General features: G+C 72.9%; 19 protein-coding genes. 17 read left to right on the forward strand and 2 right to left on the reverse strand.

Annotated features, from left to right (window positions below; genetic code table 11):
- Positions 1 to 2: 2 nt before the first annotated feature.
- Positions 3 to 1,082: a hypothetical protein gene (locus AGRA3207_RS31535; RefSeq protein WP_231330766.1), complete on the reverse strand. Its 1,080-nt coding sequence runs from the start codon at positions 1,080 to 1,082 to the stop codon at positions 3 to 5.
- 145 nt (positions 1,083 to 1,227) lie between these two features.
- Here AGRA3207_RS31535 and AGRA3207_RS31540 point away from each other — a divergent pair, with 145 nt between their 5' ends.
- The 3 genes from AGRA3207_RS31540 (at position 1,228) to AGRA3207_RS31550 (ending at position 4,255) form a co-directional block, all read left to right on the forward strand.
- Entirely contained in the window at positions 1,228 to 2,472 is a 1,245-nt protein-coding gene (locus tag AGRA3207_RS31540; protein WP_231330767.1) for a sensor histidine kinase, read from the forward strand.
- Positions 2,472 to 3,143 (forward strand): response regulator transcription factor, encoded by a 672-nt coding sequence (locus AGRA3207_RS31545; protein WP_231330768.1) that lies wholly within the window; start codon positions 2,472 to 2,474, stop codon positions 3,141 to 3,143. The genes AGRA3207_RS31540 and AGRA3207_RS31545 overlap by 1 nt, the downstream gene beginning before the upstream one ends.
- Before the next feature lie 188 nt (positions 3,144 to 3,331).
- On the forward strand, positions 3,332 to 4,255 hold the full coding sequence (locus tag AGRA3207_RS31550; protein ID WP_231330769.1) for a glycoside hydrolase family 16 protein: 924 nt from the start codon (positions 3,332 to 3,334) through the stop codon (positions 4,253 to 4,255).
- Positions 4,256 to 4,257: 2 nt separating this feature from the next.
- Here the strand turns inward: AGRA3207_RS31550 and AGRA3207_RS31555 are convergent, their stop codons facing one another.
- Complete coding sequence (locus tag AGRA3207_RS31555) at positions 4,258 to 4,788, reverse strand: hypothetical protein (protein ID WP_231330770.1); 531 nt, start codon at positions 4,786 to 4,788, stop codon at positions 4,258 to 4,260.
- A 687-nt stretch (positions 4,789 to 5,475) separates the two neighbouring features.
- On the opposite strand from AGRA3207_RS31555, the gene AGRA3207_RS31560 reads away from it, so the two are divergent.
- The 14 genes from AGRA3207_RS31560 (at position 5,476) to lepB (ending at position 19,456) form a co-directional block, all read left to right on the forward strand.
- Positions 5,476 to 5,883: a globin domain-containing protein gene (locus tag AGRA3207_RS31560; protein ID WP_231330771.1), complete on the forward strand. Its 408-nt coding sequence runs from the start codon at positions 5,476 to 5,478 to the stop codon at positions 5,881 to 5,883.
- A 2-nt stretch (positions 5,884 to 5,885) separates the two neighbouring features.
- Complete coding sequence (locus AGRA3207_RS31565; protein ID WP_231330772.1) at positions 5,886 to 7,037, forward strand: globin domain-containing protein; 1,152 nt, start codon at positions 5,886 to 5,888, stop codon at positions 7,035 to 7,037.
- 5 nt (positions 7,038 to 7,042) lie between these two features.
- Positions 7,043 to 7,891 (forward strand): DivIVA domain-containing protein, encoded by an 849-nt coding sequence (locus AGRA3207_RS31570; RefSeq protein ID WP_231330773.1) that lies wholly within the window; start codon positions 7,043 to 7,045, stop codon positions 7,889 to 7,891.
- A gap of 133 nt (positions 7,892 to 8,024) precedes the next feature.
- Positions 8,025 to 9,176, forward strand: coding sequence for a signal recognition particle-docking protein FtsY (ftsY, locus tag AGRA3207_RS31575; protein ID WP_231330774.1), 1,152 nt, complete (start codon positions 8,025 to 8,027; stop codon positions 9,174 to 9,176).
- A 287-nt stretch (positions 9,177 to 9,463) separates the two neighbouring features.
- On the forward strand, positions 9,464 to 10,801 hold the full coding sequence (locus tag AGRA3207_RS31580) for an ammonium transporter (protein ID WP_231330775.1): 1,338 nt from the start codon (positions 9,464 to 9,466) through the stop codon (positions 10,799 to 10,801).
- Entirely contained in the window at positions 10,798 to 11,136 is a 339-nt protein-coding gene (locus AGRA3207_RS31585; protein WP_231330776.1) for a P-II family nitrogen regulator, read from the forward strand. Before AGRA3207_RS31580 ends, AGRA3207_RS31585 begins: the two co-directional genes overlap by 4 nt.
- Positions 11,136 to 13,508, forward strand: a complete 2,373-nt coding sequence (locus AGRA3207_RS31590; RefSeq protein ID WP_231330777.1) for a [protein-PII] uridylyltransferase — start codon at positions 11,136 to 11,138, stop codon at positions 13,506 to 13,508. Before AGRA3207_RS31585 ends, AGRA3207_RS31590 begins: the two co-directional genes overlap by 1 nt.
- Before the next feature lie 165 nt (positions 13,509 to 13,673).
- Positions 13,674 to 15,251, forward strand: coding sequence for a signal recognition particle protein (gene ffh, locus AGRA3207_RS31595; RefSeq protein WP_231330778.1), 1,578 nt, complete (start codon positions 13,674 to 13,676; stop codon positions 15,249 to 15,251).
- 233 nt (positions 15,252 to 15,484) lie between these two features.
- Entirely contained in the window at positions 15,485 to 15,934 is a 450-nt protein-coding gene (rpsP, locus tag AGRA3207_RS31600; RefSeq protein ID WP_231330779.1) for a 30S ribosomal protein S16, read from the forward strand.
- Between the two features lies 1 nt (position 15,935).
- Positions 15,936 to 16,178, forward strand: a complete 243-nt coding sequence (locus AGRA3207_RS31605; RefSeq protein ID WP_021598307.1) for an RNA-binding protein — start codon at positions 15,936 to 15,938, stop codon at positions 16,176 to 16,178.
- A gap of 467 nt (positions 16,179 to 16,645) precedes the next feature.
- Complete coding sequence (rimM, locus tag AGRA3207_RS31610) at positions 16,646 to 17,158, forward strand: ribosome maturation factor RimM (RefSeq protein ID WP_231330780.1); 513 nt, start codon at positions 16,646 to 16,648, stop codon at positions 17,156 to 17,158.
- Positions 17,155 to 17,937: a tRNA (guanosine(37)-N1)-methyltransferase TrmD gene (gene trmD, locus AGRA3207_RS31615; protein ID WP_231330781.1), complete on the forward strand. Its 783-nt coding sequence runs from the start codon at positions 17,155 to 17,157 to the stop codon at positions 17,935 to 17,937. The genes rimM and trmD overlap by 4 nt, the downstream gene beginning before the upstream one ends.
- Before the next feature lie 118 nt (positions 17,938 to 18,055).
- Positions 18,056 to 18,406: a 50S ribosomal protein L19 gene (gene rplS / locus AGRA3207_RS31620; protein WP_067461562.1), complete on the forward strand. Its 351-nt coding sequence runs from the start codon at positions 18,056 to 18,058 to the stop codon at positions 18,404 to 18,406.
- Positions 18,407 to 18,577: 171 nt separating this feature from the next.
- Positions 18,578 to 19,456, forward strand: coding sequence for a signal peptidase I (gene lepB / locus AGRA3207_RS31625; protein ID WP_231330782.1), 879 nt, complete (start codon positions 18,578 to 18,580; stop codon positions 19,454 to 19,456).
- Positions 19,457 to 20,559 lie beyond the last annotated feature (1,103 nt).

Consider the following 20,559-nt stretch of genomic DNA (forward strand, 5'->3'; position numbering starts at 1 on the left):
CGTCACGCGCCGCCGCCCGGGTCCGACGCGGGCGTGAACAGGTAGCCGTCGATGCCCGTCCGGCCGCACGGCGCCTGGACGGCGTGCGCGCCGCCGGTGCTGCCGAGGTCGATGCCCACGCACATGCCGTCCGCGCGCGTCGCCTCCGGCACCACCCGGAACGGCTGGCCCGCCTTCAGCGCCTTCCCGGCGGGGGCGAGGCGGAACAGCTGGAGCGGATCGTCCCCGCACGGCTTCATGTGGAGCGCCGACCGCTCGGCCTCGGTGTCCAGCGTCGCGCAGCGCAGGTGACCCTGCGGGGTCCACGCGCGGAGCCGGTACAGCGGAGCGGCCCCGGGGCCGTCGGCGACCTCGACGCGCTGGTACCGGTCGCCGGGCGCGCACTTGTCCCGCGCGACCCGTGGTCTCAGCGCGTCGTCGGGGAGGATCGACAGGCATTCGCCGTCCGGCGCGCCGCCGGTGAGCGGCATGACGGTGTACCAGCCGGGCCGGGGCGGCGGGATGGGCGTGGACGCCGCCGACGGCGTCCCCGACCTGTCGTGCCGGGACCCGCCGCCGAACGCGCCCAGCAGCGTCGAGGCCACGACCGCGATCGTGATGAAGGCGGGCGCCGCCACCATCAGCGACACCGGGCGCTTCGACCCCGGGCCCCGGCCGGACGGCTTGCGGTGCCGGTGCCGGGACGGTGGCCTGGACGGCGGTGCGGGGAGCCCCGCACGGTCTGCCGCCGGGTGCCCCGCACGGTCTGCCGCCGGGTGCCCCGCACGGTCTGCCGCCGGGTGTGCGACGGCGGCCGGAACGCCTGATCCGAGACGCGCGTGCGCCCGCATCCATTTCTCACGTTCGTCGGGGACGAGGCCGCAAGCGGACACGAAGGCCACCAGCAGCTCCCGGTCCGGCAGGACGGTCCCGCCGAGCAGCCCGGCCGTCCCCCCGGGGACGGGCACGCCGGCCGCCGCGATCCGCTCGTCGATCTCGGGCGGCAGCAGGCCCGACCACTCCTGGAGATGGCGCAGGAGCATGAGGAACTCGGCCGGGGTGCCGGCGTCGTCCGGCTGCGGCACCGCCCTGGCAACCGACACGGGAGTCCTCTCGCGACCGGGGGCACGTGATTTCGTGGGCATCGTAGCGATCTCCTCGGGCGAAGTGACTAAGGTTCGCTGTGCGGTCTCTTGACTTGGTTCATCGCGCCACGAATCCGGCGCTCGTCCGATGGAGGGCCCTGCGATGCCGCGCTCCGGCGATCCGTCCCCGCGGACCCTGCGGCGTTCCGTCGAGACCAGGATCGGCACCACGTTCGTCCTGCTGATGCAGCTGCGCGTGCTCATCGTCGGCGCCACCGTCCTCGCGGACGACAGGGTCCGCGCCGACCCGTGGGCGCTCGGCGTGCTCGCGGTGGCGGCGCTGGTGTCGGGCGTGGTGCTGGCGGGCTGGGAGCGGGTCGTCCTGCGGCTGTTCGAGCAGCCCGCGCTGCTGGCCTTCGACGTGCTCATCGGCTACGCGGTGCTGAGGGTCGGCGGGATCTTCGGCCCGTACTTCCTGCTGACGGTCGTCGCGGCGGGCCTGGCCGGGCTGCTGTACCGGTGGCAGGCGACGACGCTGCTGTGCCTCCAGCAGACCGTCCTGTACTACACGGCGCTGTACCAGAGCGGCCCGGGCAAGACCGGCGCCGCGATGCCGCTGCTCGTCGCGCTGCCCGCCTTCTACGCGATCGGCGCGCTGGTGGGCGCGGTCCTGCGGCGGCTGTTCGACGAGCACGCCGCGGCCGAGGAGGCCCGCTGGCGGATGGAGGCCCACGCCATGGCGGCCGAGGAGCGGACCCGGCTGGCCCGGGAGATGCACGACTCGCTGACCGCGACGCTCGCCGGGATCGCGCTGTCGGCGACCGGCCTGCCCGCCTGGGTGCGCAGGTCGCCGGAGCGCGCCGAGACCGAGGCGCGGCGCATCGCCACCGCGGCGCAGGTCGCCACCCGCGAGGCCCGGTCCCTCATCGCCGAGCTGCGCGACGACACCGTCCGGCTCCCGCTGGGCGAGGCGCTCGCGGAGCTGGCGGCCGAGTGGGAGAGCGTCGCCGGGATCCCCGCAAGGGTGGACGCCGAGGAGGGCGCCGACCTGCCGCTGCGGGCGCGGCACGAGCTGGTGACGATCGTGCGGGAGGCGCTGGAGAACGTCCGGCGGCACGCGCACGCGTCCCGGGTCGAGATCGCCGTGACGTCCGCGGACGGCGGCCTGGAGGCGCGGGTGCGCGACGACGGGCGGGGGCTTCCGGGACGGCCCGGCGGCGACGGCTGGCTGGACGCCCTCGCCCGTGAGGGCCGCTACGGCCTCGTCGGCATGCACGAGCGGGCCCGGCGGGCGGGCGGCAGGCTGGCCGTGGTCTCGACTCCGGGCGGCGGCACCACGATCATGGTGCGGATGCCCGCGGAGGGCACCGCGGACGAACCCGCCCCGGCGGCGCTCGGGAGGCAGTGATGGACGACGCCGGCCGCTACCGGGTCATGGTCGTGGACGACAACGCCTTCATCCGCGCGGGGCTGACCTCCGCGCTGGAGGCGACCGACGACATCGAGGTCGTGGGCGAGGCCGCCGACGGGCACCGGGCCCAGGAGCTGGCCTGGCGGCTGATGCCCGACGTCGTCCTGCTGGACGTGCGGATGCCGCGCACCGACGGGGTCAGCGCCGCCGCGGCGCTCAGCAGGATCAGCCGGGTGATCATGCTGACGCAGGTGGAGGAGCCCGACGTGGTGCTGTCGGCCGTCCGCAACGGCGCCGTCGGCTACCTCGTGCACAACACCTTCACGGTGGACGAGCTCGCCGAGGCGATCCGGGACACGGTACGGCACCGCGCCCACCCCCTCTCGCACGCGGCCAGCGCCGCGCTCATCGACGCCGCGCGGACGGACCGTGCCACCGCGCCGGCCGCCGATCCGGCGGAGCGGCGCGCGCGGTTCGGCCTTTCGGCCCGCGAGGTCCAGGTCATGGACCTCATCGTGCGCGGTCATGCGAATCAGGACATCGCGGCCAAGCTATTTCTCACCGAGAAGACCGTCAAGAACTACATCAACCGCATTTACGCGAAACTGGGGGCGCCGAATCGGGCGACGGCCATCGTCACCTGGATCGGGATGCCTCCCCAGGGCTGAGCTGGGCCTTCGCGATTGGGGTCCCCTGCGGAGACGGGTAGGGCCCTAGGGCCCTACGGGCGTTCCCGGTCGGCTCCGTAACGTTCCGGGCAAGCGGTGAGAGAAGGCCGGTCACCACTTTTCCGGACCGCCGCGCCAATCCGTGCCTGGAGGTCCGTGTGCGTTTTACGGCCAGAAAAAGAATGGTGGTGTTCACGGCCGGGGTCCTGGCCGTGGGCCTGTGCGCCGCGGCGGCCGTGCAGGACGTGCCCGCGGGGCCCGCGCATTCCACCGCCCCCGCCGGCGTCCTGGATCGCCCGGCGCCCGCCATCGTGGTCGGCAAGCCCGGACCGGGACCCCATAAGGACATGCAGGACGCGGAGAAGGACAGGACGCGCGGGAAGGACCGGGCAGGCGGGCGGAACAGGACCGTTCCGAAGACCGCCGCACAGCGTTACGGGTGGGGGCGTCCGGTCGCCTCCGAGGACTTCCGCGTCCTCGATCCGCGCGACTGGGAGATCTACGAGGGCGCGGGCAACGGCGGCCTCGGCCGGCGCTCGGCGGAGGCGGTGGGCGTGGCGAACGGCGTCCTGAAGATCACCGGGGACGGGAAGGGCGTCACCGGCGGGGTCGCGTGGATGCGGGGCGCTCGGAAGCGGGGCCGCTGGGAGGCACGGGTCCGGGTCAACCGCGCCTGCGCGTGCTACAACGCCAACCTGCTGCTCTGGCCGGTCGAGGGCGGTGGCGGCACCGGCCCCCGGGGTGGCGGCGGTGAGATCGACTACATGGAGACCTACGGCGACAGAGGTCTGCGCGACGGGACGAACTTCTTCCTCCACTACGGGCCGGAGCAGGGGTCGCTGCGCCTAGACGCGCACCTGGACATCGACCTGCGGACGTGGCACGCGTTCGCCGTCGAGTGGACGGGCTCGTCCATGACCGGCTACGTCGACGGACGCCGGTGGTTCCGCACCGGGAAGCGGGCGGCGCTGCCACCGGGGGCGATGGGCCAGGCCATCCAGCTCGACTGGTTCCCCGGCCTGACGCCCACGACGGTGAAGGGCGTCAGCCGTACCGCGGACGCCACGCTCGAAGTCGACTGGATCCGCATGTACTCCCTCGCCGGGCGGTGACCTCAGCCCACGATCTGCCAGGCGAGCTTGGTGCGGCGCAGGATGAACGTGTCCTGGAGCGTGTTCACGGTCATGTTGCCGGACGTCCAGTGCAGGGCGGTGAACGGGATGACCGCGTCGCCGTCCCTGAGCCGCCCGCCCGTCACGACCACGGTGCGCATGGCCTGCCGTTCCTGGGGCCGCAGGACGTGCGGGGTGTTCTCCACGCCGCGCGTGCAGTCGCCCTTGAGGGCGGGGCCGTTGACGAACGCCTCGTTCACGGCGACATAGCGGCAGACCGCCGCGTCGCCCGCGGCCTGCCCTCGCAGGAACGCCTGCAGGGCCGCCCGCGCGCCCCCGATCCCGTCCACGGCGCCCGGGTCGGGCGCCGTGGCCGTGGCCTGCGGAGACGCCGTGCCTCCGGGCGTCGCGGAGGCCGGTGGCGTGTACACCTTCCGGCCCTCGGCGTCGTCGCCACCGCCGCCGCACGCCGCCGCCAGCAGCGAGATCGCGAGCGACGCGCAACCGGAGCGGACCAGAGATGCATGAGCCATGGCGAGCCTTCCTCGGGCGGGTGTCTCCGCGCTCGTTTCCCGGGTCTGACCACCGCTTTGTTCGTGATCAGGTGGCGCTGCGAAGATTAACGCCCCCCGCCGTGGAAGGCCAGCGGCCGGAAATGACGCCGCGGCCGCGTTCGCCGAACGGCATTCCACTGGTGGGCCTCCTTTACCATATGAAGGGTCCTAGGACCCTGGTCCTAGGAATTGCGGATCCGTGGCGTTCCGATGCACCGGGGATCGGGAAAGCGTGCCGTCCGGGAGTTCCCGCGCGGAAGTCCGCAGATCCGCGACGGTGCCGTACGGCGGGGACGGCCGTACCCCCGCGTGGGCGCGCGGAACATGCGGGCATGGTGAGCGGAGTGCGTCGGTGCCACCCCGCGACCGCGCTCCGTGGCACGCGACTGCGCCTGTCACCAGCCACGGCCGCCGTCCGGGCCGGGGGGTGGACCGTCCGGCCGCCCTGGTTTCCACAGGACCGTTGCAAAACAGCGTGAAATATCGATTCCACCGCAGTGGTAACGGTGCAGGCCGCCCGGATTCGGATGCACCGGCTGTAATGGCTCGGCGACCCTGGCAGGGCTTGTGTGTGATCAGCGAATCCACTACGCATGTGCACCGTGGTTCTCCGGCTCCCTCCCCGGACACCCCGCCCGGCGCGGAGAGCCACTGGAGAGGTGTGGTATGGACGCGCAACGACTCAAGGAGAACTTCGCCATGGTCGATGCGAACGGAATTGAAGTGGCCGAATACTTCTATGCTGATCTGTTCGGGCGGGAACCGCAGCTCAGGCCGATGTTCCCGGCCGCGATGACAAAGCAGCACGAGAAACTTCTCGGCGCGTTGTCGCATATCGTGTCGATGGTCGACGACGCCCCCGGCCTCGTTCCGTTCCTGCGTGACCTCGGCCGTCGGCACAGCCTGTTCGGCGTCGTCCGGGAGCACTACCCGATGGTGGGTGCCAGCCTGATGACCACCCTCGCCTACTTCACCGGCCAGGACTGGGACGAGGACCTGGAACGCGACTGGCAGACCGCCTACTCCCAAGTCGCCCAGGTCATGTCCGAAGCCGCCACCGAGCCCGCCATCTGACCGTGGACGCACAACGACTGAAGGACAACTTCGCACACGTCGCCGAACAGGGCGACGCGGTCGCACTGTTCTTCTACTCCGACCTGTTCGTGCGCAACCCGCACCTGCGCGACATGTTCCCCGTCGGGATGACCGGCCAGCGCGACAAGCTCCTCCGCGCGCTCGGGCGGATCGTCTCCCAGGCCGACGACCTGCCCACCCTCGTTCCCTTCCTGCAGCAGCTCGGCCGCGACCACCGCAGGTTCGGGATCATCGCCGAGCACTATCCGAGCGTCGGCGCCAGCCTGATCGCGACCCTGCGCCACTTCTCCGGGTCCACCTGGACCGACGAGATCGCCGAGGACTGGAACGCCGCCTACACCCTGGTCGCCAAGGTCATGCTGGAGGCCGCCGACGAGGACGCCCTCTCCCGCCCGGCCTGGTGGAACGGCCAGGTCATCGGCGTCGAGCGGCGGCGCTTCGACATCGCCGTCCTGCGCGTCCAGCCGGACCGGCCGCTGCCCTACCTCGCGGGCCAGTCCGTCGCCGTGGAGGTCCCGGCGCGGCTGCGGCAGTGGCGCTACTACTCGATGGCGAACGCCCCCCGTCCCGACCACACCGTGGACTTCCACGTCCGGCTGGTGGACGGCGGGCCCGTCAGCTCCGTCCTGGTGCGCACCATGAAGACCGGCGACCACCTGCGCATGGGCGCGCCCATCGGCGTGCTCACGCTGGACGAGTCGTCCGGCCGGGACATGCTGCTCGTCGCGGGCAGCACCGGCCTGGCCCCGCTCAAGGCCATCCTCGAACAGGTCGCGCGCCGCCCCATTCCGCCGCGCGTGCACCTGTACTTCGGCGCCCGGAACCGGGATGGCCTGTACGACCTTGAAGACCTGACCAAGCTCGCCCACGAGCACGCTTGGCTCACGGTCGTGCCCGCCGTGTCGGACGAGTCGGCCGGGCATGGGTTCTCCACGCTGCTCCAGTCGGGGGACGGCGACGTGGAGTACGGGAACCTCCCCGACGTCGTGGCCCGTCACGGGCCCTGGAGCGCGCACGACGCCTACGTCTGCGGCCCGGCCGAGATGGTCGGCCGGACCGTCGAGCGGCTGGAGTCGCTCGGCGTGGAGCGTGCGCGCATCCGGCTGGAAACCTTCGCAGACGCCCAGAGGTGAGCCCGATGAACTCCCCGAACCTTCCCGTCGTGTCCGATGGAGCCAGGCTGACGCCAGGCGAGATCCAGTCGGTGGTGTTCGCGCGGGCCGCCAGGGGCCGGCGCGGCTATGACGAGGGGCAGGTCCGGACCTTCCTGCGGCGCGTGGAGCGGGAACTCGTCCAGATCCTCAAGGACAAGGCAGCGCTCACCGGTGAGGTGGACCGGCTCCGCGCGCAGGTCGCCAAGGGCGGTCCGGCGGTCCTGGCACCCGAGGACGCCCACTTCCAGGCCGTCCGGATCCTGTCGCAGGCCCAGCAGACCGCCGACCTGTACGTCGCCGACGCCGAGCGTTACACCCGCGAGCTGGCGCACGAGGCCAGGCTGCACCGCGAGGCGATCCTGTTCGACGCCAAGGGCCGCGCGGAGCACCTCCTGGAGGACGCCCATCGCAAGGCCGCGGAGGTGGCCGAGGCCGTGGTCCGCTCCGGGGCGTCGCCCTCCGCGGCCGTGCCGCCCGCCCAGCCCGCCGTACCCGCGGGGGGCGCCGCGCCCGGCTCCAACAACGCGGGCAAGACCTCGGACAAGGTGGTCGCGGGCGCCGGGTCCGGGACGGGCGGGGCCACCGCGTCCGGGACCGCCGGGGCCGCTCCGTCCGCCGCGTCCGGGAGCCTGGTGCCCGGACTGGTAGGCCAGTCGGACGAGGAGCGCCGCCGGATGGAGCAGGAGATCGCCTACCTGCGGACCTACAGCGACGTCTACCGGACCCACCTGCGTTCCTACCTTGAGGCCCTTCTGCGGAACGTCGACGAGTGGGAGAGTTCCGAACGGGCATCCCTGCCCCGCGGGTTGCCGGGGCCGCAGTCCCGGAGCTGACGCGCCCCGGAGCCCGGCCCGTGCGCCCTCGCGGCGGGCGGGCCTGTTCGCGCGCGCCGGGGGACGCGCGTGACCGGGGGATGGGCGCAGCGTGGTCGGCGCACGGGCGCCGGTCTGGAAAACTGGGGGCGCTATGGAATATCTGATCGTCATCGCAGGGCTGGTCGCCGTCGCCCTGATCGTCGGCGGGGTCGCGTTGCTGCGGCCGGGCCGCCGCGGGCCCCGCCCGCCCGTCGAACCGGAGGAGCGGCGCGGCGGCGCCACCGCCGTCGACGAGGCGGGGGGCGCCGCGCCCACCCTTGAGCGGCCGCCCCCCACGCAGGCGCCGGCGCCCCCGCCCACGATCGAGATCGAGCAGCCGCCGCCGGGCGCCGGGCGGCTCGTCCGGCTGCGGGCCCGGCTCGCCCGCTCCCAGAACACCTTCGGCAAGACCCTCCTCGGCCTCCTGTCGCGCGAGACGCTCGACGACGACGCCTGGGAGGAGATCGAGGACACCCTCATCACCGCCGACATGGGCACCGCCGTCGCCCGCCAGGTCACCGACGACCTGCGCACCCGGGTGCAGGTGCTCGGCACCCGCGACGCCGCCGAGGTGCGTGCGATGCTCAAGGACGAGCTCGTCAAGCAGATCGGCGCCGACCTGGACCGCTCGCTGAAGACCGAGCCGCACGGCAACCGCCCGGCCGTCCTGATGGTCGTCGGCGTCAACGGCACCGGCAAGACCACCACCTGCGGGAAGCTCGCCCGCGTCCTCGTCGGCGACGGCCGCACCGTGCTGCTCGGCGCCGCCGACACCTTCCGCGCCGCCGCCGCCGACCAGCTGGAGACCTGGGGCTCGCGGGTCGGCGCGCAGGTCGTCCGCAAGGACGAGGGCACCGACCCCGCCAGCGTCGCGTTCGACGCCGTACGCCAGGGCATCGACACCAAGGTCGACGCGGTGATCGTCGACACCGCCGGGCGGCTGCACACCAAGACCGGGCTGATGGACGAGCTCGGCAAGGTCAAGCGCGTCGTGGAGAAGCAGGCCGAGGTCGACGAGGTCCTGCTCGTCCTGGACGCGACCACCGGGCAGAACGGCATGCAGCAGGCCCGCGTGTTCGCCGAGGTCGTCAACGTCACCGGCGTGGTGCTGACCAAGCTGGACGGCACCGCCAAGGGCGGCATCGTCGTCCAGGTGCAGCGCGAGCTGGGCGTCCCGGTAAAGCTGGTCGGCCTCGGCGAGGGGCCCGACGACCTCGCGCCCTTCGAACCCGAGGCGTTCGTGGACGCCATCCTGGGGGACTGATCCCGGCGGCCGATCCGCGCGTGCCCGGCGCCCCGCGACCCTGACGGTCGCGGGGTGCCTGCTTTTACCCGCTTCTCCGGGCGGACCGGGCGAATTCACCCGCGGGGCGGGCCGTCCAGCCAGGTGATCCGGTCATCCGGGTAAGGCGGTGAGGTTCCCGAAACATCGGCGAAACATGGCCGGACGGGGTTTCACACTCCCGAAACACCGGAGCCGATCGGGCGAAACGGCGGCGCAGGAGTCTGCTGGGCAGTCACATTCTCCGGCCGAGGAGGGCACTCCCCGCGATGAAGATCGATACAGGCGCGACCGCCTGGCTGCTCACGGCCACGGCGCTGGTGCTGCTCATGACGCCCGGGCTGGCCTTTTTCTACGGGGGCATGACGCGGGCGAAGAGCGTCCTCAACATGATGATGATGTCGTTCGGGAGCATCATCACCGTCACGCTCCTCTGGGTCCTCTACGGGCACTCGCTCGCGTTCACCGACAACGGGAACACGTTCGTCAACAAGTTCCTGGGCGGCGCCGGCGCGCTCGGCCTGGACGGCGTCGCCACCCAGGTCTCCGAAGGGCTGCTGCCCGACCAGAGCGACAACGTCCCCACGATGGTGTTCTCGGCGTTCCAGCTGACCTTCGCCATCATCACCGTCGCGCTCATCAGCGGCGCCATAGCGGACCGCGCCAGGTTCGGGGCCTGGATGGCCTTCACCGCCGCCTGGGCGACCCTCGTGTACTTCCCGGTCGCGCACTGGGTGTGGGGGACCGGCTGGCTCAACAAGCTCGGCATCGAGGACTTCGCGGGCGGCACCGTCGTCCACGTCAACGCGGGCGCGGCGGGGCTGGCGCTGGCGCTCGTCCTCGGCAAGCGGCGCGGCTGGCCCAGGGAGCCGATGCGCCCGCACAACCTGCCGTTCGTCCTGCTCGGCGTGGGCCTGCTGTGGTTCGGATGGTTCGGGTTCAACGCCGGCTCCGAGCTCGCCGTGGACGGCACCACCGGCCTGGCGTTCATGAACACCCAGATCGCCGCCGCCGTCGCCGCGGGCGCCTGGCTCATCGTGGAGCGGTTCCGCGACGGCCACGCCACCACCCTCGGCGTCGCGTCCGGCGCCGTGGCCGGCCTCGTCGCCATCACGCCCGCCGCCGGGTTCGTCGACCCGTGGGCGTCGATCGTCCTCGGCGCGGTCGCGGGCGCCGCCTGCGCCTACGCCGTCGGCCTGAAGTACCGGCTCGGCTTCGACGACTCCCTGGACGTGGTCGGCGTCCACCTCGTCGGCGGCGCCATCGGCGCGCTGTCGCTCGGCCTCCTCGCCGCGTACCCGTTCCTGCCGGAGCAGCACAAGGGCCTGCTGTACGGCGGCGGCGTCCAGCAGCTCGGCCTGCAGGCCCTCGGACCGGCCGCGATCGGCCTGTACTCCTTCGCGATGGCCTGGATCATCGGGAAGATCATCGACAGGACCCTCGGATTCCGCCTCCCCGAGGAGGACGAGGCGACCGGCGCCGACGTCACCGTCCACGCCGAGACCGCCTACGATCTCGCCGCGGCGGGCGGCGGCGCGACCCGCGCCAGGATCATCGCCGAGCCGGTGGCGGAGCCGGCCGGGACGAAGGTGGAGGCGGACGCGTGAAACTCATCACCGCGGTCATCAAGCCGTTCAAGCTGGACGAGGTCAGGGCGGCCCTGGAGTCCTTCGGCGTCCGGGGCATGACCGTCAGCGAGGCCAGCGGCTACGGCCGGCAGAAGGGGCACACCGAGGTCTACCGGGGCGCCGAGTACAAGGTCGACCTGGTGCCCAAGCTGCGGATCGAGGTCCTGGTCGACGCCGAGGACGCCGACGACATCATCGACGTGCTCGTCAAGGCGGCCCGCACCGGCAAGATCGGCGACGGGAAGGTCTGGGCGGTCCCCGTCGACACCGCCGTCCGCGTCCGCACCGGCGAGACCGGCCCGGAAGCCCTGTAGTGGACCGCGATCCCGGGCCGGCCCGCGCGACCCTCAAGGCCGCGCGGGCCGCCCGCGCCGCGTCCCTCGACGAATGGCTGACGGGCCTGCTGCACGACGCCCCCGCGGACGTCGCGCTCGCCGCCGTGGGCAGCCACGCCCGCCGCGAGCTGACCCCCGGAGGCGACCTCGACCTCGTCCTGCTGCACCGGGGCCGCCCCGACGTCGCGGAGATCGCGGACCGCGTCTGGTACCCGGTCTGGGACTCCGGCGTCCGCCTGGACCACTCCGTCCGGACGGTCCCCGAGGCGCGCTCCATCGCCCGGCAGGACCTCAAGGCCGCCCTCGGCCTGCTCACCGTCCGGCACATCGCGGGCGACCGCGCCGTCGTCGACGACCTGCGCGCCGCCGTCCTGGCCGACTGGCGCGCCGACGCCCCGGTCCGGCTGCCCGAGCTGTCCGCCCTGTGCCGTGAGCGCTGGGAGTCCGGCGGCGAGCTGGCGTTCCTGCTCGAACCCGACCTCAAGGAGGCCCGCGGCGGCCTGCGTGACGTCCACGCGATGCGGGCGGTCGCCGCGTCGTGGGTGGCCTCCGCTCCGGGCGAGCCGGTCCAGTCCGCCCACGACCTGCTGCTGGACGTCCGGCACGCCCTCCACGACGCCACCGGCCGCTCCGCCGACCGCCTCGTCCTGCAGGAGCAGGAGACCGTCGCCCGCGCCCTCGGCCTGCCCGGCGCCGACGCCCTGCTGCGCGCGACCGCCGAATCCGCCCGCGCCATCGCCTACGCCGCCGACCACCTCTGGCGCCACGCCGACCGCCTCGCCCGCCGCCCGCGGCCCGCCGTGTCCGGGATCGCCCGGGGCCCCGCGCACGGCGTGGGACGCCACGGAGCGTGGCGGCACGGCTCCGACCGGCCGCGGGGCGGGCCGCGGACGGCCCGTCCCGGCGGACGGGCGCGGGAGATCGAACGGCGGCCCCTCGGCGACGGGGCCGTCGAGCACGACGGAGAGGTCGTCCTCGCCCGCGGGGCCGACCTCGGCGACCCCGCGCTGATCCTGCGCGTCGCCGCGGCCGCCGCGCAGGCGGGGCTGCCCCTCGCCCCCGCCACCGTCGCGCGGCTCGCAGAACGCGCCGCGCTGCCCCCGGTGCCCTGGCCCGCCCCTGCCCGCGACGCGCTGGTGTCGCTGCTGGGCGCCGGGCACGCGGCCATCGGCGTCTGGGAGGCGCTCGACCAGGCCGGGCTGATCGTCCGGCTGCTGCCCGACTGGGAGCATGTCCGGAACCGGCCGCAGCGCGACCCGGTCCACCGCTTCACCGTGGACCGCCACCTGGTCGAGACCGCGGCGGGCGCCGCCGCCCTCGCCCGCGAGGTCGCCCGTCCCGACCTGCTGCTGGTGGGCGCGCTGCTGCACGACATCGGCAAGGGACGCGGCGGCGACCACTCGGTCACCGGCGCCGCCATCGCTCGCGACCTCGCGGCGCGGCTGGGCTTCCCCGCGGGCGACGTCGCCGTCCTGGCGGCGGTCGTCCGCCACCACTTGCTGCTCCCCGAGACCGCCACACGCCGCGACCTCGACGACCCCGTCACCGTCAAGACCGTCGTGGCCGCCCTGTCCGAGGTGCCCGGCCGTGAGCGCGAGACCCTCGACATCCTCCGCGCCCTCGCGACGGCCGACGGCAACGCCACCGGCCCCGCCGCCTGGGGCACCTGGAAGGCAGGGCTGGTCTCCGACCTCGCCCGCCGCGCCGCCGCCGCGCTCTCAGGCGGCACCCCGCCGCCCGTCCCCGAACCGGGACCCGAGAAGCTCGCGCTGGCCAGGCACGACGGCGCCGCCGTGCGCGTCGCCGGGACGCGCATCACCATCGCCGCGCCCGAGCGCCCCGGCCTCCTCTGGCGTGCCGCCGGGATCCTCGCCCTGCACCGCCTCGCGGTGCGGACGGCGCGCGTCGTGTCCTCGGGCGCCGGGACCACCGTCCTCGACTTCACGGCCGTCCCCGAATACGGGACGCCACCGGATCCGGCCACCCTGGAGGCCGACCTGCGCCGCATGCTCGCCGACCGCCTGGACGTGGCCGCGCGGCTCGAACGGCGCGCGCGCTCGGTGCGCCCCCGCCCGGGCGTGACCGTCCCGCCGCCGAGCGTCCGGCTCGTGGACGACGCCTCCAGCACGGCCACGGTCGTCGAGGTCCGCGCCCACGACCGTCCCGGCCTCCTCTGGCGGATCGGCCGGGCCCTCGGGGCGTGCGGCCTCCAGGTCCGCGCCGCCCGGGTCGACACCCTGGGGGCCGAGGCCGTCGACGTCTTCTACGTCGTGGACGAGGCGGGCCGGTCCCTCACCGATCCCGCCGCGCTGTCCTCCGTCCGCACCCAGGTCATAGCGGTCCTGCGCTGACCCCGAACACCCCGCCGGACGGGATCAACACAGGACGCGCCACATCCCGATGTACGGGACCGGACGCGATGGGGTTCAAACGGGTCACGCGACCGGGCGGGACCCGGCCGGTGACCCGATACGCTGATAGCGATCCCAGAAGCTTTCCAAGGACGGTCCAGACACGTGTTCGAGACGCTCTCCGACCGGTTGACGACGGTCTTCTCGTCGCTGCGCAGCAAGGGCCGGCTCTCCGAGGCCGACATCAACGCGACGGCCCGCGAGATCCGCATCGCGCTGCTCGAGGCCGACGTCGCGCTTCCCGTGGTCAAGGACTTCATCGCCCAGGTCAAGGAGCGCGCGCGGGGCGAGGAGGTCTCGCAGGCGCTGAACCCCGCCCAGCAGGTCGTAAAGATCGTCAACGACGAGCTGATCAACATCCTCGGCGGCGAGACGCGCCGGATCCGGTTCGCCAAGACCCCCCCGACCGTGATCATGCTCGCGGGCCTCCAGGGCGCCGGCAAGACGACGCTGGCGGGCAAGCTCGCGCGCTGGCTGAAGTCCGAGGGCCACGCGCCGATGCTGGTGGCCGCCGACCTCCAGCGCCCGAACGCCGTCCAGCAGCTCCAGGTCGTCGGCGAGCGCGCCGGGGTCCCGGTGTTCGCGCCCGAACCGGGCAGCGGCGTCGGCGACCCGGTGGACGTCGCCCGCCGCTCCATCGACCAGGCCAAGCACGCCCAGCACGACGTCGTCGTCATCGACACCGCGGGACGGCTCGGCATCGACGCCGAGATGATGCGGCAGGCCATCGACATCCGCGACGCCGTCCGCCCCGACGACGTCCTGTTCGTCGTCGACGCGATGGTCGGCCAGGACGCCGTCAACACCGCCCAGGCGTTCATGGACGGCGTCGGCTTCGACGGCGTGGTCCTCACCAAGCTCGACGGCGACGCCCGCGGCGGCGCCGCGCTCTCGGTCCGGCACATCACCGGCCGTCCGATCATGTTCGCCTCGACCGGGGAGAAGCTGGAGGACTTCAGCGTCTTCCACCCGGACCGCATGGCGGGCCGCATCCTCGACATGGGCGACATCCTCACCCTGATCGAGCAGGCCGAGCAGGCGTTCGACGCCGAGCAGGCCGAGAAGATGACCAGCAAGTTCGCCTCGGGCGAGGACTTCACCCTCGAGGACTTCCTTGAGCAGATGATGATGATCCGCAAGCTCGGGCCGATCGGCAACCTGCTCGGGATGATGCCCGGGATGGGGCAGGTCCGTGACCAGATCAGCCAGATCGACGACAAGGACCTCGACCGCGTCGCCGCGATCATCCGCTCGATGACCCCGCAGGAGCGCGCCCAGCCGAAGATCATCAACGGCTCCCGGCGGGCCCGCATCGCGCGCGGCTCGGGTGTCGGCGTCGGCGAGGTCAGCAGCCTCGTCACCCGGTTCTTCGACGCGCAGAAGATGATGCGCCAGATGGCCGGCGGCATGGGCCTTCCCGGCATGCCCGGCGGCCGCCGCAAGGCCGCCAAGGCGGCGAAGGCCAAGAACAAGAAGGGCAAGCAGCGCAGCGGCGACCCGCGCAAGCGCGCCGCGGGCGGCCGGCGCCCCGAGGGGCAGCCCACGGCCGACGGCGCGCCCCAGGGCCTCCCGCCCGGCCTCGGCGGCGGCCAAGGCGGCCTGCCGCCCGGTCTCGGCGGCCAGCTGCCCCCCGGTTTCCAGATGCCCGACCTGAACAAGCTCCAGAGCCGTAAGAAGAAGTAGCCGCCCGGACGCTGCGTCGACCGGACGGATACGCAGAGAAGTCGCCGCGTGTCATCGCACGATTGCGCTTTTCCGTGGTTCGTCTGGCAGAATGACTGGCTGGAAACCCCGGAAGCGCCAGGCGCCCTCTCTCGTCCTCGGCGGCCGGAGTCCATCGGGCGGCCGTGAGCCGGTGTTCCCCACCTGGAGCGGGCCCGCTCACCCTGTAATGAAGTCTGGAGTACACCACACCCGTGGCAGTCAAGATCAAGCTCAAGCGTCTGGGGAAGATCCGGAACCCGCAGTACCGGGTCGTCGTGGCCGACGCGCGCACCAAGCGCGACGGACGGGCCATCGAGGAGATCGGGCTCTACCAGCCCAAGCAGGAGCCGTCGCTCATCCAGATCGACTCCGAGCGCGCGCAGTACTGGCTCGGCGTCGGCGCGCAGCCGACCGAGCCCGTCCTCAACCTCCTGAAGATCACCGGCGACTGGCAGAAGTTCAAGGGCGAGCCGGGCGCCGAGGGCACCCTCAAGGTCGCCGAGCCCAGGGCCGACAAGAAGTCGGTGTTCGAGGCCGCCGTCAAGGAGTCGCTGGGCGACGACGAGGCCACCGGCACCGCCACCCGGGGCAGGAAGAAGGCCGAGCCGAAGAAGTCCGAGGCCAAGGCCGCCGAGACAACCGAAGTCAAGAGCGAGGGCTGACGTGCTCGAAGAAGCGCTCGAGCACCTGGTCCGCGGGATCGTCGAGAACCCGGACGACGTCCGGGTCCGCGCCCGCCGGATCAGGGGTGGCCGGGTCCTGGAGGTGCGCGTGCACCCCGAGGACCTCGGCAAGGTCATCGGCCGAAGCGGTCGCACCGCCAAGGCCCTGCGCACCGTGATCAGCGCCCTCTCCGGGGGCCGGTACGTGCGCGTGGACCTGCTCGACGTCAACGAGGTCCGCTGAGTGACCCCCCGGCATCGCGCATGCCGGGGGCCGCTCGGCGCCCGGGGACGTGCCCGGGTCTCCGACCCGGCCCCCGCCCCCGGCGGACCGCACCGGACGCCCACGCCCCGATGCGGCATCCTGGACCGCGCCATCCCGGGAGACACCTCCCGGGATGGCTGCTCCCAGGCGGCACCCCCACCCGCCGCCCCCACCCCGCCTCCCAAACCCCCCTCCCCAACAAGGCCCTCCCACCACCCCCGCCCGGTCGGCCAGGTTCGCGCAACCGCAACAGCGGCACCAGCCGCAGCCGCCGACGCGTCGGCCACCCGTGTCCGCATCCGCCAGACCGCGCCACAGGCGATCTTGGGAGGGGCCCGCTCCGTCGTGATCGCCCCTTCCTCCGACCCGTCGGGCTTGAGCGGGTTCAGTTCCGTCCCGGCCATCCGCCCCGGTGGGGGGCCGCGTCCCGTGAGGGAACGGTCCTGATGGGCGAGAAACTCGTCGTCGGACGGATCGGCCGCCCGCACGGGATCCGCGGCGAGGTCACCATCGACGTCCGCACCGACGAACCGGACGCCCGCTTCGCCCCCGGCAGCGAGATCGCCACCGACCCCGCCGACGCCGGGCCGGTCGTGATCGAACGCGCCCGGTGGCATTCGGGACGGCTCCTCCTGCGCTTCGCCGGGGTCGGCGACCGCGACGCCGCCGAGGGACTGCGCGGCACCTGGCTCGTCGTCGACGAGGACGACATCCCGCCGTCCGCCGACCCGGACGATTTCCACGACCAGGAGCTGATCGGCCTCGCCGTCGTCACCGCCGACGGCACCGACGTCGGCCGGGTGGCCGAAATCCTCCACCATGGGCAGGACCTCCTGGTCGTGCGGGGCGCCGCGGGCGAGAGGCTCGTCCCCTTCGTGGCCGCGCTCGTCCCCGAGGTCGACATCCCCGGCGGCCGGCTCGTGATCGCCCCACCCCCCGGCCTGCTCGACGAATCATGATCATCGACATCCTCACGATCTTCCCCGAGTACTTCGCGCCCCTGGACGTCTCCCTGCTGGGCAAGGCCAGGCGCAACGGGCTGCTGGACGTCCACGTCCACGATCTGCGCGACTGGACCCACGACCGGCACCGCACCGTCGACGACACCCCGTATGGCGGGGGCCCCGGCATGGTGATGAAACCCGAACCCTGGGGTGAGGCGCTTGATGCCCTCGCGCCACCAGGCTCGGCCAACCGCCTGGTGATCCCGACACCCAGCGGACGCCCGTTCACCCAGGCCCTCGCGGTCGAGTACGCCGCCGAGCCGAGGCTGCTGTTCGCCTGCGGCCGCTACGAGGGCATCGACTCCCGCGTCGCCGAGGAGGCCAGGACCCGCATGCCCGTCGACGAGGTCAGCCTCGGCGACTTCGTCCTCGCCGGGGGCGAGGTCGCGGTGCTCGTCATGGTCGAGGCGGTCGGCCGCCTCCTCCCCGGCGTCCTCGGCAACGCCGACTCCGTCGCCGACGACTCGTTCGCCCCCGGCGCCATGGAGTCGCTCCTGGAGGGCCCCGTCTACACCAAGCCCCCGATCTGGCGCGAACGGCCCGTTCCGGACGTCCTGCTGTCGGGCCACCACGGCGCCATCGCCCGCTGGCGCCGCGACGAGGCCCTGCGGCGTACCGCCCTGAACCGCCCCGAACTTCTCGGACGCCTGGACCCCGGCTCCCTCGACGGCCACGACCGTGACGTCCTCCGCGCGGCCGGTTTTCCGGTTGACGGCGAAGGTATGGCAAACTAGAGCGTCCGTGCGTTCTGATCGCACGGCACCCACATACCGCTTCCCGCGGCGCGACGCCCCCACGAAGGACCCATCGGGGCCTCTCGACGCCCGCGTTCGACCATGAGGAACCGCTGCGATGCACACCCTGATCCAGGAGATCGAGAAGGCCGCGATGCGCGCCGACGTCCCGGACTTCCGTCCGGGCGACACGCTGAAGGTGCACGTCCGCGTCACCGAAGGCAACCGGAGCCGTATCCAGGTGTTCCAGGGCGTGGTGATCCGGCGGCAGGGCGGCGGCGCCCGCGAGACGTTCACCGTCCGCAAGGTCAGCTACAGCGTCGGCGTCGAGCGGACCTTCCCGCTCAACAGCCCCTCGATCGACAAGATCGAGGTCGTCACCCGCGGCGACGTCCGCCGCGCCAAGCTGTACTACCTGCGCAACCTTCGCGGGAAGGCCGCGCGCATCAAGGAGAAGCGCGACTTCTGAGCCCATGCCTTCCTCAACGCCCCGGGAACCGTTCGCGGTCACCGGGGCGTTGCCCGTTTCGGTAGGCGGTGACCGGCATGGTCCCCGGCGACACGCCTTCGGGCGGAGCTTCCCGGTCCCCGGCGCCGCTAGGCTTTCGCTCTGATGACTGACGAGGACGATCGGAGAAACGTGCGATCCGAAGCCGAGGGCGCGGTGCCCGAAGACGAGCAGACCGTGACCTCCTCCGATGAGACGGCCGACGACGAGTCCCTTGACAAGGGGAAACGTAAGAAGAAGCCGGGCTCGTTCTGGAAAGAGCTCCCCGTCCTCATCGTGGTCGCCGTCGTCCTGGCCCTGGTCATCAAGGCCTTCGCCGTGCAGGCGTTCTACATCCCGTCCGGCTCGATGGAGAACACCCTCCAGGTCGGCGACCGCGTCCTGGTCAACAAGATCGTCTACCACACCCGCGACATCGCGCGCGGAGACGTCGTGGTCTTCAACGGCCTCGACTCGTGGGACCCCGAGACCCAGGTCGAGGAGCCCGGCAACCCCATCTCCAAGGCCCTGCACGCGGTCGGCAGCGCCTTCGGCGTCGCCCCCAACGAGAAGGACTACATCAAGCGGGTCATCGGCGTCCCCGGCGACCACGTCAAATGTTGCGACGCCCAAGGCCGTGTCACCGTCAACGGCGTCCCCCTGGACGAGAAGTCCTACCTGTTCACCGACCCGATCACGCACGAGCAGAACAAACCGTCCAACGACCCGTTCGACGTCACCGTGAAACCCGGCCAGCTCTGGGTCATGGGCGACCACCGGGAACTGTCCTACGACTCCCGCTCCCACCGCGGCGACCCGGGCGGCGGCACCATCCCCACCGACCGCGTCATCGGCCGCGCCTTCGTGATCGTCTGGCCCCTGAACCGCCTGGACACGCTCCCGATCCCCGGCACCTTCAAGCAATCCGCCTTCAAGGGCACCGCCATGGCCCTTCCCGGCACCCCCCTGGCTCTGGGCCTGGCAGGCGCGTTCCCCCTCACCTACCTGCTGCGCCGCCGCCGGTTCAAATAACCGCCAACCCGCCACACCGCTCCCATCGCACCTCCACGAGCGCCCCAAGGCCGTCGGCCATAGCGCCCCACACCGCCCCCGCCAAAGACCGACATGCCCATAACCCGGGCCAGCACTTCGCCGATTCCCGTGCCCCAATCGCCGTGCTAGCTGAGCATCGCTCCCGTAATCCGCCCCAACAACGCCACGACCCACCCCCGAGGCCCCAACGCCAGGCCCCAACGCGAGGGCCAGCGCCAGGGCCCAACGTGAGGGCTGAGCGTGTGGGCTCAGCGCCAGGGTCCAGCGCCAGGGTCCAGCGCCAGGGTCCAGCGCCAGGGTCCAGCGCCAGGGTCCAGCGCCAGGGTCCAGCGCCAGGGTCCAGCGCCAGGGTCCAGCGCCAGGGTCCAGCGCCAGGGTCCAGCGCCAGGGTCCAGCGCCAGGGTCCAGCGCCAGGCCAGCGGGTCCAGCGCCAGGGTCCAGCGCCAGGGTCCAGCGCCAGGGTCCAGCGCCAGGGTCCAGCGCCAGGGTCCAGCGCCAGGGTCCAGCGCCAGGGCCCAGCGCCAGGGCCCAGCGCCAGGGCCCAGCGCCAGGGCCCAGCGCCAGGGCCCAGCGCCAGGGCCCAACGCCAGGGCTCAGCGTGAGGGCGCAGCGCCAGTGCGCAACGCCAGGGCCCAGCGCGAGGGCCCAACGCCAGGGCCCAACGCCAGGGCCCAACGTGAGGGCTCAGCGTGAGGGCGCAGCGCCAGGGTCCAACGCCGAGGGTCCAACGCCGAGGCCCAGCGCCAGGGCCCAGCGCCAGGGCCCAGCGCCAGGGCCTAGCGCCAGGGCGCAGCGCCAGGGCGCAGCGCCAGGGTCCAGGGGTGAGGGCGCAGCGCCAGGGTCCAGGGTGAGGGCGCAACGCCAGGGCTGAGCGTGAGGACTCAGCGTCAGGGCTCAGCGTCAGGGCTCAGCGTCAGGGCCCAACGCCAGGGCCCAACGTGAGGGCCCAGCGCCAGGGCCAGCGCCAGGGTCCAGCGTGAGGGCTCAGTGCCAGGGCCCAAGGTGAGGGCTCAGCGCCAGGGCCCAACGTGAGGGCCAACGCGAGGGCCCTGGCCATGGCGTTCTGCGGCCTATACCGCCTG

It is taken from the genome of Actinomadura graeca (assembly GCF_019175365.1).
In the GTDB taxonomy this organism is placed as follows: Bacteria; Actinomycetota; Actinomycetes; order Streptosporangiales; family Streptosporangiaceae; genus Spirillospora; species Spirillospora graeca.